Source organism: Sorangium sp. So ce394, from assembly GCF_051474665.1.
Taxonomy (GTDB): domain Bacteria; phylum Myxococcota_A; class Polyangia; order Polyangiales; family Polyangiaceae; genus Sorangium; species Sorangium cellulosum_D.
Window position 1 is genome coordinate 10,642,456 of record NZ_CP150339.1, and the last position, 14,154, is coordinate 10,656,609.

The 14,154-nt window shown below is 73.4% G+C and carries 12 protein-coding genes; 7 read left to right on the forward strand and 5 right to left on the reverse strand.

Annotation, left to right across the window (positions count from 1 at the left end):
- Positions 1-38: 38 nt before the first annotated feature.
- Positions 39-302 carry a hypothetical protein gene (locus tag WMF33_RS39375; protein ID WP_020740040.1) on the reverse strand — a complete coding sequence of 88 codons (264 nt, stop codon included), beginning with the start codon at positions 300-302 and terminating at the stop codon, positions 39-41.
- A gap of 33 nt (positions 303-335) precedes the next feature.
- Positions 336-1,091, reverse strand: coding sequence for a PP2C family protein-serine/threonine phosphatase (locus WMF33_RS39380; protein WP_061626069.1), 756 nt, complete (start codon positions 1,089-1,091; stop codon positions 336-338).
- A 132-nt stretch (positions 1,092-1,223) separates the two neighbouring features.
- Here WMF33_RS39380 and WMF33_RS39385 point away from each other — a divergent pair, with 132 nt between their 5' ends.
- Positions 1,224-2,405 (forward strand): FIST C-terminal domain-containing protein, encoded by a 1,182-nt coding sequence (locus WMF33_RS39385; protein ID WP_437333426.1) that lies wholly within the window; start codon positions 1,224-1,226, stop codon positions 2,403-2,405.
- A 106-nt stretch (positions 2,406-2,511) separates the two neighbouring features.
- Here WMF33_RS39385 and WMF33_RS39390 read toward each other — a convergent pair whose 3' ends face one another.
- The gene (locus WMF33_RS39390) at positions 2,512-4,926 is read right to left on the reverse strand and encodes a protein kinase domain-containing protein (protein WP_437333427.1); all 2,415 of its coding nucleotides are present in this window, start codon (positions 4,924-4,926) and stop codon (positions 2,512-2,514) included.
- A gap of 109 nt (positions 4,927-5,035) precedes the next feature.
- Between WMF33_RS39390 and WMF33_RS39395 the strand changes: the two genes are divergently transcribed.
- From WMF33_RS39395 to WMF33_RS39410, 4 genes are all read left to right on the forward strand, one after another.
- The gene (locus WMF33_RS39395; RefSeq protein WP_061626066.1) at positions 5,036-6,067 is read left to right on the forward strand and encodes an ABC transporter ATP-binding protein; all 1,032 of its coding nucleotides are present in this window, start codon (positions 5,036-5,038) and stop codon (positions 6,065-6,067) included.
- Complete coding sequence (locus tag WMF33_RS39400) at positions 6,064-6,870, forward strand: ABC transporter permease (RefSeq protein WP_437333428.1); 807 nt, start codon at positions 6,064-6,066, stop codon at positions 6,868-6,870. Before WMF33_RS39395 ends, WMF33_RS39400 begins: the two co-directional genes overlap by 4 nt.
- Before the next feature lie 5 nt (positions 6,871-6,875).
- Positions 6,876-7,661 (forward strand): ABC transporter permease, encoded by a 786-nt coding sequence (locus tag WMF33_RS39405; RefSeq protein WP_437322100.1) that lies wholly within the window; start codon positions 6,876-6,878, stop codon positions 7,659-7,661.
- A 91-nt stretch (positions 7,662-7,752) separates the two neighbouring features.
- Positions 7,753-9,657, forward strand: coding sequence for a PAS domain-containing protein (locus WMF33_RS39410; RefSeq protein ID WP_437333429.1), 1,905 nt, complete (start codon positions 7,753-7,755; stop codon positions 9,655-9,657).
- A gap of 55 nt (positions 9,658-9,712) precedes the next feature.
- Here the strand turns inward: WMF33_RS39410 and WMF33_RS39415 are convergent, their stop codons facing one another.
- Positions 9,713-11,293: an AAA family ATPase gene (locus WMF33_RS39415; protein WP_437333430.1), complete on the reverse strand. Its 1,581-nt coding sequence runs from the start codon at positions 11,291-11,293 to the stop codon at positions 9,713-9,715.
- A gap of 133 nt (positions 11,294-11,426) precedes the next feature.
- A complete protein-coding gene (locus WMF33_RS39420; RefSeq protein WP_437333431.1) occupies positions 11,427-12,326 on the reverse strand; it encodes a LysR family transcriptional regulator in 900 nt (299 codons plus the stop codon).
- Positions 12,327-12,472: 146 nt separating this feature from the next.
- Between WMF33_RS39420 and WMF33_RS39425 the strand changes: the two genes are divergently transcribed.
- Together WMF33_RS39425 and WMF33_RS39430 are read left to right on the forward strand one after the other, a co-directional pair.
- Positions 12,473-13,096 carry a glutathione S-transferase family protein gene (locus tag WMF33_RS39425; RefSeq protein WP_061626063.1) on the forward strand — a complete coding sequence of 208 codons (624 nt, stop codon included), beginning with the start codon at positions 12,473-12,475 and terminating at the stop codon, positions 13,094-13,096.
- Positions 13,093-14,097 carry a pyridoxamine 5'-phosphate oxidase family protein gene (locus WMF33_RS39430; RefSeq protein ID WP_437333432.1) on the forward strand — a complete coding sequence of 335 codons (1,005 nt, stop codon included), beginning with the start codon at positions 13,093-13,095 and terminating at the stop codon, positions 14,095-14,097. The genes WMF33_RS39425 and WMF33_RS39430 overlap by 4 nt, the downstream gene beginning before the upstream one ends.
- Positions 14,098-14,154 lie beyond the last annotated feature (57 nt).

Below are 14,154 nucleotides of genomic sequence, written 5' to 3' on the forward strand. Positions count from 1 at the left end.
CGCGCCGCGCCCCCTCGCGCGCCGCGCCCCCTCGCGCCTCACCCCTCGCGCCTGAGCTTCGCGATCTCGCGCTCCAGCGACGCCACCGTCCGCTTGAGGTCGCGGACCTCCTCGACGGTCGCCAGGCCCATCGCCTTCGCGAACGTCTCCTTCTGCTCCGCCGTGAACGAGGAGACCCGACCGGGCACGCTCATCGCCGTCATGAACAGCCGCATGAACCGCTCGTCCTGCATCAGCTTCGCCACGTTCGGGTTCGCGGCGAGCTTCATCCCCTCGGAGACCAGTTTGTCCTTGAGCGCCATGCGCGCAGCCTAGCCGACTTTCGACCGGGCGCGTCAGCCCACCTCGACCAGGACCGCGGTGATGTTGTCCCGCCCCCCGCGCCGGTTCGCGAGCTCGATGAAGAGGTCGACCGCCGTGTCGCCGCCCTTCGAGGCGATGCTCGCGATCTCCTCCTCGGCGTGGAGATAGCCGTGCAGCCCGTCGGAGCAGAGCAGGTATCGATCGCCCGCCTCCACGGCCACGATCGAGGTGTCGACCTCGACATAGTCCCTGTTGCCCACCGCGCGCGTGATCACGTTGCGGTGCGGCGAGCTCCTCGCCTCGTCCGGGGAGATGAGCCCGTTCTTGATCTGCCACGCGATCAGCGTGTGGTCCTCGGTCATCTGCACCGCGGTCCCGTTGCGGACCTGGTAGATGCGGCTGTCGCCCACCTGGCCGGTCACGAGCGCGCCGCCCACGATGAGCGCGGCGCTGATCGTCGTGCCCATGCCGCTCTTGTCGCGGTCGAGCTCGGCAATGGCGAAGACCATGTACGTCGCCGCCTGGATCGCGCCCTCGAGGATCCGCAGCACGGCGCGCGCCTTGGGCTGCGTGAGCGGCGCGTCGGGATCGCCGATGGCGGGCAGCCCCCGCTTGACCATGCCGTAGATCGTCTCGACCGCCTCGGCGCTCGCGACCTCGCCCGCCGCGTGCCCGCCCATCCCGTCCGCGACGATGTACAAGCGGAGCTCGTCGTCCCGGAAGAACGCGTCCTCATTGGCGCGCCGGTGGCGCCCGACGTCGGTGCGGCCAAATGATTGGATCCTCATCGAGCTTGCCCGGTCCTTCGATCGCCGCCCGTGGGGAGAGCCCCGAGGCGCCGGCGCGACTATCGCACGATAAACTTCTTCAGCGGGGCCTGTCGAGTGGGCTACGGCTCGGTTAGGATGGACCCGCCAGCCATGGCACGAAGCTTCTCCGCCACCTGTGGGCCGGATGGCCTTCTCCACCACCTGGCCGACCTGCGCAGCGCCGTCCCGTCGGCCTCGGGCGGGGTCGTCTTCGTCTCCGGGCAGCTCGCCCAGCGCGCCTCGGGCGTCGCCGAGCTCGTCCGTAGCACGTGGCGCGGCATCCCCGCCTGCGTCGTGCCCGCCGCGGGCGTGCTCAGCGAGCGCGGCGAGATCGAGGGGGACACCGGCGCGAGCGGGGTGCTCTGGTCCGGCGGGCAGGCCACGCCGTTCGCGCTGCCCGATCGCGCCGAGGAGCCGGTCCGCCTCCTGCGCGAGACCCTCGCCCGCATCGTCGGCCGCCGCTCCGCGACCGCGATCCTCTTCGTACGGCCCGGGGCGTTCGCCCCCGACACGCTCGAGGCGCTCGCCTCCACCGCCCCCAGCACGTGCCTGTTCGGCGCCGGCACCGCGTCCGGCGCCGCCATCGGCGTCACCGCCCAGGGCGAGCTGCTCGAGGGCGCGACGGTCGGCCTCGCCATCACCGGGCTCGCCCCGCCCCTCGTCGATGCCTCGCCGGCCGTCCGGCTGCTCTCCGGCTTCCACCCCATCGAGGACGTGAGCGGCGGCGTCGTGCTCCGCGCCGGCGGGCGGCCGGCGCTCGACCTGCTGTCCGCCGCGACCGCCGCGCTCGGCGAGCAGCCCAGCCCCCAGCACCTCGTCCTCGCCGCGCTCGCCGACCCGGCCGATCCGCGCGGCGACGCGGCCGATCCGCGGGGCGATGTCGCCGCCCAGGCGGCGCCCCGCGACGCGCGGTACGTGCTGCGACCGGTCCGCGGCGTCGATCCGTCGCGGCGCGGGCTCCTGCTCGGCGACGACGCGAGGCCCGGGGTGCGCCTCGCCTTCGCGGTGCGCGACGCCGCCGCCGCCCGCGCCGGGCTCGAGGGGATCGCCCGGCAGGTGTCCCAGAGCGCGCTCGGGTCGGCCCCGCGCTTCGCGCTGTACCTGAGCTGCGCCGGGCGCGGCCAGGGCCTGTACGGAGCGCCCGACGTCGAGGCGCGCATCCTGCGCCAGCGCTTCGCGGATCTCCCGATCGCCGGCATGCACTCGAGCTTCGAGATCGCCCCCTGGGCGCCGGGCCAGGCCAGGCTCGCCCTCTACACCGGCGTGCTCGCGCTCTTCCGCGCGCCGAGCTGAGCGCCGCGCGCGCCGCCGAGCTGAGCGCCGCGCGGGCGGCGGCGAGCTGAGCGCCGCGCGGGCGCCGGCGAGCGCAGCGCCGGGCCCCGCGCGGACACACGGCGCGTCAGCGCTCGCGGTACACCGCGACCACGGCGGAGGCCCGCCGCTCCACCTCGGCCTGGATCGCCGCGTAGCGCGGATCCGCGCGCAGGGGGTCGAAGACGGGACAGCGATCGAGCCAGATGAGGTCGAACAGGCCGTCGGCCAGCGAGAGCTCGAGCGCATGCAGCGCGAGCTCCGGTTTGCCGACGAACGCCGCGACCTCCGCCTGGAGCTGCCGCAGGAACGACGCGCGCCGCAGCGCCACGACGGCCGGGCTCCCGCCCTGCGTCGGCGCCGGCCGGACCTCCGACAGCCGGTCCTCCAGGACGTCGGCGATCATCGGCGCGAACGCCTCGCCGGCGTACGGGAACGCGTCGAGCACGCGCTTCTGTGAGAGGGCCTCGACCACCGCCGGCTCGCGCTGCCACATCGCGCGGCGCATCTGGAGGACGCTGGGGCCCGCTCCGCTGCCCGAAGCCGGCAGCGCGTTGATCACGTCCTCGGCCTCCGACCACCTGCCGAGGAGCGCGTACGCGCGCGCCAGCGCGTACGCCGCGAGCATCACCTCGGGATCGCGCGCCAGCGCGGACTTCACCCGCCGCGCGCCCTCCTCGAACGCGCCGCACTCGAGCAGGATGGTGCCGATGAGGCCCTCCGCCTCGGCGTTCCCGGATCGCGTCGCGAGCGCGGCCTTGAGCTCCCGCATCGACCCGACCACGTCGAGGCGCTGGAACCGCACCGACGCCATCGCGAGCCGCGCGTCCGGCAGCCCGGGCGCCGCGGCGACGGCGCGCGCCGCCGCCCGCGTGGCCAGATCGCCGCCCTGATCCGTGAAGAACCAGAAGCGCGAGCGCGCGAGCGCGTAGGCCGACAGGATCATCGGATCCTCGGGCGCGCGCGCGAGCGCCTGCTCGAAGAGCTCGATCGCGCGCGCCTGGTGCTCCGGCCAGAACCTCCGGTACTCGTGGCGACCGCGCAGGAACAGGTCGAGCGCGACCGGATCGCCCGGCGCGGTGCGGCTCGGGGCGGCCGCGTCGAGGGTCAGCGCCGCGGCGACCGCCTCGGCGACCTCGTCGTTGATCCGCAGCACCTCGGCCTCGGGACGGTCGAAGCGCTTCGCCCACAGCTGGAACCCGTCGGCGACGCAGACGAGCCGCGCGCTGATCCGCACCGTCCCGTCGCGCCGCCGCACCGAGCCGCCGACGACCACCTGCACCCCGAGCTCGCGCCCGAGCTCGCGCAGATCGACCTCGCCGTCCGGGCGCCGCGGCAGCGACCCGCGCGACCTCACCCGCAGGCCCCGGGTCATCGAGAGCGTGTCGATGAGATCGTCGGTCAGCTCCTCGGCCAGGTACGCGTCGGACGGCGCGCCCTGGTTCGCGAACGGGAGGACCGCCACGCTCTTGCCGCCCGGATCGTTCGACGAGGAGATCGGCCCCGAGATGACCCCGGAGACCCCGGAGATCGCCGTCCGCTCGTGCGGCGGCGTGAACGCCGGCGGGACGATCGTGGCCGGGCGCGTGAGCGACGCGAGCTCCTGCGCGGCGCTCTCGACGGACGCGTACCGCTCGTCGCGCGAGCGGGCCATGCAGCGGAGCACCACGCGCGCGAGCGCGTCGGGCAGGTCGGCGCGCCGGCGCCGCGGGTCCGGAGGGTCGGAGACGAGCCGCGCCGCGGCGACGGCGAGCGGCGCGTCGCCCTGCCACGCGCGCTCGCCCGTGAGCATCTCGTAGAGCATGGCGCCGAGCGCGTAGACGTCGGCGCGCGCGTCGATGTCCGCGGCGCCCTGCACCTGCTCGGGCGCCATGTACGCCGGCGTCCCCATGACCGCGCCGAGCGTCTTGCCCGCCTCGCCGTCGGGCACGATCGCGCGCGCGATCCCGAAGTCGGTCAGGACGACGCGCCCGTCGCGCCCGAGCAGCACGTTGTCCGGCTTGAGGTCGCGGTGGATGACGCCGGCCCGGTGCGCGGCCACGAGCCCCGCGCACACGGCCTCGACGATGTCCATGACGCGGGCCACGGCGAGCCGCCGCTCGCGCGCGAGGAGCGCGGCGAGGGCCTCGCCGTCGATGAACTCCATCGTCAGGAACCGGTCGCCCTCGTGCTCGCCGATGTCGAAGACGCGCGCCACGTTCGGGTGCGTCACCTTGCGCGAGAGCCGCACCTCGCGCCGGAACCGATCGATCACCTCGGGCGCGCCGCTGAGCTCGCGCCGCAGCACCTTGACGGCGACGACCTCCTCGAGCTCCAGGTCGCGCGCGCGGTACACGCTCCCCATGCCGCCGATGCCGACGAGCCCGAGGAGCTCGTACCGGCCGGCGAGGACCTGGCGCGGGCCGGTCTCCGCGGCGGCGTTCGCGGGCTCGGCCCCCGCCCGGGCGCCGCTCGCCGGGAGCGGTGTGTCGTGGATCGTGTCGTCCTTGAAGCTCTGCGGCATAGGGGAATCCGGGCAGTCGCCCCCGCGCCCTGAGGTTAGCCCGGATCCGCGGGGCGAGCATTCGGTCGCCGCGGGAGCTCCGGCGCGGAGGTGCTAGTGTCCGCCGAGCATGGCAGAGGCGTCGAGCGCCATCGCGGTGGAATCGCTCTCCAAATCGTACCAGGTCCACGAGCGCGCCCCCGGCTTCGGGGCCATGGTGCGCTCGGTCTTCCGGCGTCGCACCCGGCTCGTCCACGCGGTCGAGGACCTCTCGTTCTCGATCGCGCCCGGCGAGCGCGTCGGCTTCCTGGGCCCGAACGGCGCCGGCAAGACGACGACGCTGAAGGTCCTGTCCGGCCTGCTCCACCCGTCGGGCGGCCGGGTCCGGGTGGCGGGCTTCGTCCCACAGCACCGCGAGGTCGGCTTCCTCAAGCGGATCACCCTCGTCATGGGCCAGAAGCAGCAGCTCCTCTGGGACCTCCCCCCCGCCGAGACCTTCGCCCTGAACCGCGCCATCTACGGGATCAGTGAGGCGGATTTCAAGCAGACGCTCGGTGAGCTGGAAGACCTGCTCGGGATCGCCGCCATCGCCTCGAAGCCGACGCGGCAGCTCTCGCTCGGCGAGCGCATGAAGTGCGAGCTCGCGGCCGCCCTGCTGCACCGGCCGGAGATCCTGTTCCTCGACGAGCCGACGATCGGGCTCGACGTGGCGATGCAGCTCAGCGTGCGGGAGTTCATCCGCCGCTACAACGAGCAGCGCGGGGCCACGGTGGTGCTGACGTCCCACTACATGGACGACGTGGCGGCGCTCTGTCCCCGGGTCATCGTCATCGACAAGGGGCGGCTGCGCTACGACGGCGACCTCGCGGCGCTCGCGCGCAGCGTGCGACCGCACAAGCGGATCGCGCTGCGCTTCGGCGGCCCGGTCGACCGGGCGCTCCTCGAGCGGGTCGGCGCCGTGCTCTCGTTCGATCCGGGCCGCGCGGTGCTGCAGGTGCCGCAGGAGGAGCTGCGCCAGGCCATGTCGTGGCTGCTCGGCCAGACCGACATCGCGGATCTCACGGTCGAGGATCCTCCCCTGGAGGAGGTGATGCGGGAGCTCTTCGCGGGCGAGGGGCGGGCCGGCGAGCCGGCGGGCGCCGCGGGCGAGGCCGCGTCGTGAGCGCGCTCTCCAGGGCGGCCCGGGCGTTCCCGACGCTGCTCCGCGTCGGGGTCGCGGCCGCGATGGCGTACCGGGCCGAGATGCTGATCTGGATGCTCACGACGACGATGCCGCTCGTGAGCCTCGCGCTCTGGTCGGCGGTGGCGGCGAGCGCGCCGGTCGGCCGCTTCGGGGCGAGCGACTTCACCGCGTATTTCCTGGCCATCCTCATCGTCCGGCAGATGACCGGCTCGTGGCTCGTGTGGGAGCTGAACATGGAGATCAAGAGCGGCGCCCTCTCGCAGCGCCTGCTCAGGCCGATCCACCCGCTCATCTCCTTCGCCGCCGACAACCTCGCCGCGCTCCCGCTGCGGGCGGCGCTCTGCCTGCCCATCGCGATCGTCGCCCTCGCCGTCACCTCGGGCGAGCGGTTCCAGCCGACACCCCTCGAGCTCGGGATCTGGGCGGCGTCGCTCGTCGGCGCCTGGATGATCAACTTCTTCACGATGGCGCTGATCGGCTCGCTCGCGTTCGTGATCGAGAGCTCGACCGCGGTGTTCGACGTCTACCTCGCGGCCTTCATGGTCTTCGCCGGCTACCTCGTCCCGCTCGAGCTGTTCCCCGGGTGGCTCGGCGACGTCGCGCGGGCCCTGCCGTTCCGGTACAGCCTCGCGTTCCCGGTCGAGCTCATCACCGGCCTGCTCGCCCCGGGCCGCGCGCTCACCGAGCTCGCGGTGCAGTGGGCGTTCGCGCTCTTCACGGCCGCGGCGGCGCTCGTCGCGTGGCGCGCGGGCGTCCGGCGGTTCTCGGCGTTCGGCGGGTGAGCGGCGTGCGTTACCTCCGGCTCCTCGCGACGCAGCTGCGCGTCTCGCTCGCGCTCGGCATGCAGTACCGGTGGGATTTCCTGCTCGGCGCGGTGATGACCGTCATCTGGACGCTGGTCGGGCTCGTCCCGCTCCACATCGCGCTCGCCGCCCGCCCGCCGGTCCAGGGCTGGACGTACGAGCGCGCGCTCGTCGTGGTCGGGTGGTTCACGCTCCTCAAGGGCATCCTGGAGGGGGCCGTGAACCCGTCGCTCATCAGCGTGGTCGACCAGATCCGCAAGGGCACGCTCGACTTCACGCTGCTCAAGCCGGCGGACGCGCAGTTCCTCGTCTCCACGGCCCGGTTCGAGGTCCGCAAGGTCGTGGACGCCGCGGCCGCGGCGGCGATCTTCGTCTATGCGTTCACGAAGATGGGCCGCGCCCCCGCGCCCTTCGACCTGGCGCTCTCGCTGTGCCTGCTCGTGACGGCGACGCTGGTGCTCTACTCCATCTGCATCCTGGTCATCTCCGCCGCGTTCTGGGTCGTGCGCCTCGACAACCTGGCGTACCTCTTCAACTCCCTGTTCGATTTCGCGCGCTGGCCGGTCACGATCTTCAACGGGTTCTGGCGCATCGCGTTCACCGTTGTCATCCCGCTCGCGCTGATGACCACCTATCCGGCGGAGGCGATGCTCGGCACCATCGCCCCGCGCACGGCCGCCGCCGCGGCGCTCGGTGCGCTCGCCTTCGGCGCCGTCGGCCGCGCGGTGTGGAAACGGGCGATAGGGCGGTATACCTCCGCGTCGAGCTGAGCGCCGTGAGGCCTTCCGGCGCGCGGCGCCGCGCACTAGGCTGGTCGACTGACCTCCTGGCGCGAGGAGGGGGCGGCAGCGGGAAGGAGCCATGGTGGAGCACGGAGGGCTGACGCTCGAGGAGTTTGGCCGGAACCTCCTCGATCTCACGATGACGGACGACGTGATTCGCCGGCGAGCGATATCGCTCCTGCCGCTCGCGCGCCGCGAGGAGCGGGAGCTCAAGATCCTCGGGAGGCCGTCGCGCCTCACGGTCGACTTCCAGATCGGCGACGCGACGGTGACGCGCGGCGTGAGCGTCGCGGTCGACGTGTCGATCCCGCAGGTCCTGACGGTCCGGGTCGATACGGCCGGGGAGGCCGACGCGGCGGAGCACCGGCTGGACGCGACGATCGTGCTGCGCATCACGCCGAGGCCGCGCGCGCCGCTCGGGATCTACCTCGACGTGGCGGAGCCGGCGGCGGGGTCGGTGCTGTTCGCCGAGTCGCAGATCGGCGCGAAGGACTACCTGCGCGCCCGGATCGAAGAGGAGGTGCGGAAGGAGCTCCTCCGCCTCGTGCGCGCCCGGATCGCGGAGACCGAGGCCGAGCGCACCCTCGATCTGGAGGAGCCGCTCGCCCGCGCGCTCGGGGCCGCGTTCGCCGACCCGGGCGGCCGCGAGGCGCCGCCGCCGAGCCGGCTGCGCGGCGCCGGCTCCGCGCCCCAGCAGGCGTCCCAGCACGGCGCTCGGGCCGGCGAGCTGGACGCGCAGCTCCGGACCTTCGGGAACGCCATGCCCCTCCAGGTGTGGACCGCGCGCCCGGACGGCAAGCTGAACTTCGTGAACCGGGCCGTCCTCGACTACTTCGATCGCACGGAAGACCAGATGCTCGGCGAGGGCTGGCTCGCCATGCTGCACCCGGACGACGTCCAGAAGACGATCGCGGTGTGGACCCGGAGCCTGGAGACGGGGCAGCCGTACGAGACGGAGTTCCGCCTGCGGCGCGCGAGCGACCAGAGCTACCGCGAGCACATGGTGAGGGCGCTGCCGCAGCGCGACGCGGCGGGGAACATCGTGCTGTGGATCGGCGGCACGACCGACGTGGCCGACGTGCGCCGGGCCGAGGCCGCCCTGCGGCAGAGCGAGGCGCGTTACCGGCTCTTCGCGGAGGGGTCGAACGAGGGCATCTGGTTCTGGAACATCCGCGAGGACACGACGGAGTGGAGCGATCGCATGCTGGAGATGATGGGCGTCAGCCGCGAGGCGTGGGGCGGGACGTTCATGAGCTTCTTCGAGCGCTTGCACCCCGACGATCGGAGCCGCATGCAGGCCGCGCTCAAGGCGCACCTCGAGGAGCGGCGGCCGTTCTCGATCGAGTACCGGCTGCGGCACGAGGACGGGGAGTATCGCGACGTGTTCACCCGCGGCATGGCGGAGTGGGACGAGCGGGGCGTGCCGTTCCAGATGGCGGGCGGCGCGACCGACGTCACGGAGCAGAAGCGCCATCAGGCCATGCTGAAGGAGCGGCTCGAGATCATCGAGCGGCAGCAGGAGGCGATCCGGGCGCTGTCGACGCCGATCATCGAGGTCTGGAAGGGGGTCCTGACGATGCCGGTGCTCGGCGTGCTGGACGAGCAGCGCTCGCAGCAGATGATGGAGGTGCTGCTCGAGGCCGTGGCGCGGACCCGCTGCCGTCACGCGATCATCGATCTCACCGGGGTGAGCGCGCTGGACGCGGCCACGGCCGATCACGTGCTGAGGCTCATCGACGCCGTCGCGATGCTCGGCGCGCAGGGGATCGTCGTCGGCATCCGGCCCGAGGTGGCGCAGACGGTGGTGTCGCTCGGGCTCGATCTGTCGAACATCAAGACGCTCTCGAACCTGCGGGAGGCGCTCCTCTTCGCGATGCAGTCGAGCGGGGTGTCGGTCCGGAGGCGCCGGAGGCGGCGGGAGCTGCTCGAGGACGAGGACGAGGCGCCGCGCGCGCGGGAGCCGCTGCCCGAGCGCGACGGGTGACGGGCGGCGCGTCGTGTCGCGAGCGGCGTCGTGCTCCTCGTCGCGACGCTCTTGGCTATGCCCGCAGCAGCGTCACCTTCCTGCCCGAAGGCGTCTCCGCCTCCTCGAATCGGGTGCGCGTCTCGATATCGCCGGCCTCCGGCCGCCGGTCGAAGATCACCAGCACCCCGGCATCGAGCCCCGTCTTGTCGAGATAGCCGTCGAGCTGCGCGAGTGCCTTGTTCAGCGGATCTCTCGTCTTGCCTCGCCAGACCTTCAGCTCCAGCGCCTCGCGCTGCCACGCGCGCGCGCCGCTCGCGTCGCGGTAGGGCCAGCGCACCAGCAGGTCGATCCGGCCGCGGCCGATGCCGTACTCGCGATCGATGACCCCGCCGCCGTTCACCACGCGCTGCAGGAACGCCATCAGCACGAGCTGCGGCGCCGCCTCGTGATAGGGCAGGCCGGCGGCCAAGACGTCGCCGTGCTCGCGCCAGAAGTCGGCGAACTCGCGCAGGACGCGGCCGAAGTCGAGGCGGCCGTCTGGAAGGACGAAGCTCCGCGGCTCCGCCACGATCTCGGCCTCCACCGAGCCGGCGAGCACGCGCGCGATCACCTCATGATAGATGGGGTTGGCGATCCGGAGCGGGTTGTCCCGCGCGAGCAGGCCGAGATCGCGGCAGTAGTTCAGGTCGTCGTCGTAGGCTCCGTCCTTGCCCGTCAGGGTGCCCGCGAGGACGGGCTCGATGAAGCGCTTCACCCGCGGCTCGGCGAGCTTCGCCACCAGGGAATCCAGGTGCGTGGCGCGCGCCAGGATCAGCCGTTCCTTGGCCTCCTCGACGTGCGCCGCCGTGACGGCCTGCGCGGGCGGCACGGCCATCTTCTCGACGACCTCGCGCGCCAGCGCGTTCACCAGCCACGGCTGCCCCCGCGTCGCCTCGAAGGCGCGCGAGATCGCCTCCTCGGCGAAGACCTGCCCCGTGTCCGCCGTGTGCTGTCCGTAGAGCTCCCGCACCTCATCGAGGCTGAAGTCGTCGAGGCGGAGCGACTCGAGCTTGATGTTGAACGGGCTCGCCGTGCCCAGCCGCGACGGATCGCCGCCGCTCGCGGCCTTATAGTCGCGCACGTCACGCAGACCGCAGAGGATCACGGAGGCGGGGAATTCTCGAGGACGACCGGGGAAGCCCGCCCGGAGCTGCCGGAGCACGGTCACGAGGCTGCTGTCGCGGAGCGCGTCGATCTCGTCGAGCATCAGCGCGAGCGGCAGCGGGCAGGCCTGTGCCCAGGCCTTCAGCGCCGCCCGCAGACGATCGCCGGGCGGCGCATCGGGAAAGGGCGGCGGCCGCTGCTCCGGAGCGAGCCTCGACTCGGCCTCGCTGCGCATGTTGGACAGCACGATCCGCTCGGCCGCTTCATAGTCGTCGCCGGCCGCCTGGCCCGCCTCGCACGAGAGCAGGACCGCCGCGTGCTTGCCCGAGGCCGTGAGGCTGCGCGCGAGCGCCCGCAGCGCGGTGGTCTTGCCCGTCTGCCGCGGGGCGTGCACCACGAAATAACCGAGCTGCTCCACGAGCCCGGGCGCCTCCGGCAGGCGGCGGGCCGGCGGGATCATGTAGTGCATCCCCTCGATGCAGGGCCCGGCCGTGTTGAACCGGCGCTTCATGCTGCGACCTTGGCCCGATCGCGGCGGACCGCGCAAGCCGGTAAGCTCGGGCTCCGCCGCGGCGAGCGGGAGCTCCGGGCTCGACCCGAGCGCGGCGCACGCCGCGCCAGCGCGGCGCCACCGGCGTCGCGGATCAGCGCAGCCACGGCTCGGCCCTGAGCCGCTCGACCAGGAAATCGACGAAGGCCCGCACCCTCACCGCCGCGAGGCGGCCCTCGGGGTGCACGACGTGGATCGGGACCGGCGGGGGCTCGAACGCCGGGAGCACGATGGCGAGGCGCCCGTCGCGCAGCTCCGGGCCGATCTGATACGAGAGCACGCGCGCGAGCCCCCGCCCGGCAGCGGCCGCCGCGATGGCCACGTCGGCCGTGTTGACGAGGAGCTGAGACGGCGGGAGGACCTTCTCGACCCGCGCGCCCGACCCGAACGACCACTCCTCGGGCGAGCCCGTCTGCGAGAACGAGATGGTGTCGAGCCGCGCCAGGTCGGCCGGCGTCGCGGGCGCGCCGCGCGCGGCGAGGTAGCCCGGCGACGCGCAGACCACCCGCCGCACCGAGCCGACGCGGATCGCGGTCAGCGACGAATCCCGCAGATGGGCGATCCGGACGGCGACGTCGATCCCCTCGTCGAGCATGTCCACGACCCGGTCGAGGAGCAGCGTCCGCGCCGACACGCGCGGATGGCGCGCCAGGAAATCGAACACGATCGGCGCGACGAACATCCGCCCGAACAGGACCGGCGCCGTCACGCCGAGCGGCCCCCGCAGCGCGGCGTGAGACCCGGCCGCCGACGCCTCGGCCTCCTCGATCTCCGCGAGGATCCGCTTGCAGTCTGCGAGGAACCGGGCGCCCGCCTCGGTCAGGCGGACGATGCGCGTGGTGCGGTGCAGGAGCCGCGTGCCGATCCGCTCCTCCAGCGCGGAGATGGCCCGCGTCACCGCCGGCGGCGACATCGACAGCCGCCGCGCCGCGGGCGCGAAGCCCTCCTCCTCGGCGACCGCGACGAACACGCGCATGGTGTCCAGCCGATCCATCCAATTATTCCAGTTCCTGGAATGGTCCCTTGTCAAGGATGGGTATTACCCATGGCCGTTGGAATGGGCATCTTCGGCTGGCGAGGCGGGGAAGCCCACGCGGGCCGGACCGCCTCTCGACGCCATCCCTCCCCAAGGACACCTCGATGACGACCCCTGCCACACCCATCCGTCTTTATCGTCACCCGCTCTCGGGACACGCGCACCGCGTGGAGCTGTTCCTGTCGCTGCTGCGGCTTCCGTTCGAACGCGTCGACGTGGATCTGAAGAGCGGCGCCCACAAGGCGCCCGAGTTCCTGCGCAAGAACCCCTTCGGTCAGGTGCCGGTGATCGAGGACGGCGACGTGACGCTGGCCGACAGCAACGCGATCCTCGTGTACCTGGCCTCGCGCTACGACCCGGCGGGGCGATGGCTCCCGCGCGATCCGGTGGCGGCGGCGCGCGTGCAGCAATGGCTCTCCGTGGCCGCGGGGCAGCTCGTGGCGGGGCCCGCGGCGGCGCGCCTCGCGCGCGTGTTCGGCGCCAAGGTGGATGTCGATCGGGCCAAGGCGATCGCCGCCCAGCTCCTCACGGTGGTCGATCAGCACCTCTCGGCGCGGCGCTTCCTCGCGGGCGACGCGCCGACCCTCGCGGACATCGCGATGTACACGTACACGGCGCACGCGCCGGAAGGCGGCGTGTCGCTGGAGCCGTACGGCCACGTGCGCGCGTGGCTCGCCCGCGTGGAGGAGCTGCCCGGCTTCGCGCCGATGACAAGGACGGCCCTGTGAACGCCCTGCCCGGATGGCCCGGCAAGGGGTCGCCCTATCACCCGGGCGAGATGGCCGTGCAGGAGCGGGCCGGCGCGCGCGAGCGGGCCGAGAAGGCCGGACGCAGGATCATCCGGGATTTCATGCCCGACCAGCACCGCGAGCTGTTCGCGAAGCTGCCGTTTCTGCTCGTCGGGAGCCTCGACGCGCGGGGCCGGCCCTGGGCCTCGCTCCTCGTGGGGCGGCCGGGGTTCATCGCCTCGCCCGATGCGCGGACGCTCGCCGTGACCGCGCGCCCTCTGCCCGGCGATCCGCTCGCCGCGCACCTCGCCGCGGGCGCGCCGGTGGGCCTGCTCGGCATCCAGCTCGAGACCCGCCGTCGCAACCGGATGAACGGCACGATCGTCGAGGCCGGCGACGGCGGCTTCGTCGTCGAGGTCGGGCAGAGCTTCGGCAACTGCCCGCAGTACATCCAGGCGCGAGAGCCGGTGTTCGTGAGAGAGCCCGGCGCGGCCGCCGCGCCTCCGGCGGCGCAGGCGGAGGGGCCGATCCTGTCCGCCGGCGCCGCGGCGCTGATCCGCCGCGCGGACACGTTCTTCATCGCGACCGCCGCGCCGGCCGCGCGCGGGGGCAGCGCGATCGAGGGGGCCGACGTGTCCCACCGGGGCGGCAAGCCCGGCTTCGTGCGCGTGACGGACGAGGACGGCCGCACCGCGCTGACCGCGCCGGATTTCGCCGGGAACTCCGCGTTCAACACGTTCGGCAACCTGGCGCTGAACCCGCGCGCCGGGCTGCTCTTCGTGGACTTCGCGTCCGGCGGGGTGCTGTCGCTGACCGGAGAGGCCGAGGTGCTCTGGGACGGGGCCGAGCTCGCCGCCTTCGCCGGCGCCCAGCGGCTCCTGCGGTTCCGCGTGGCCGAGGGCGTGTGGACGGACGACGCGGTGCCGCTGCGCTGGTCGGCGCCGGTGGCGGCGCCGCAGCTCGCGGCGACCGGCTCGTGGGAGGACGTGGAGCGCGCGTGACGGCGCCGCGGGGGCCTGCTCAGGGGAGTTTTGCCCCACCGGGGAGATCCGGGGCGG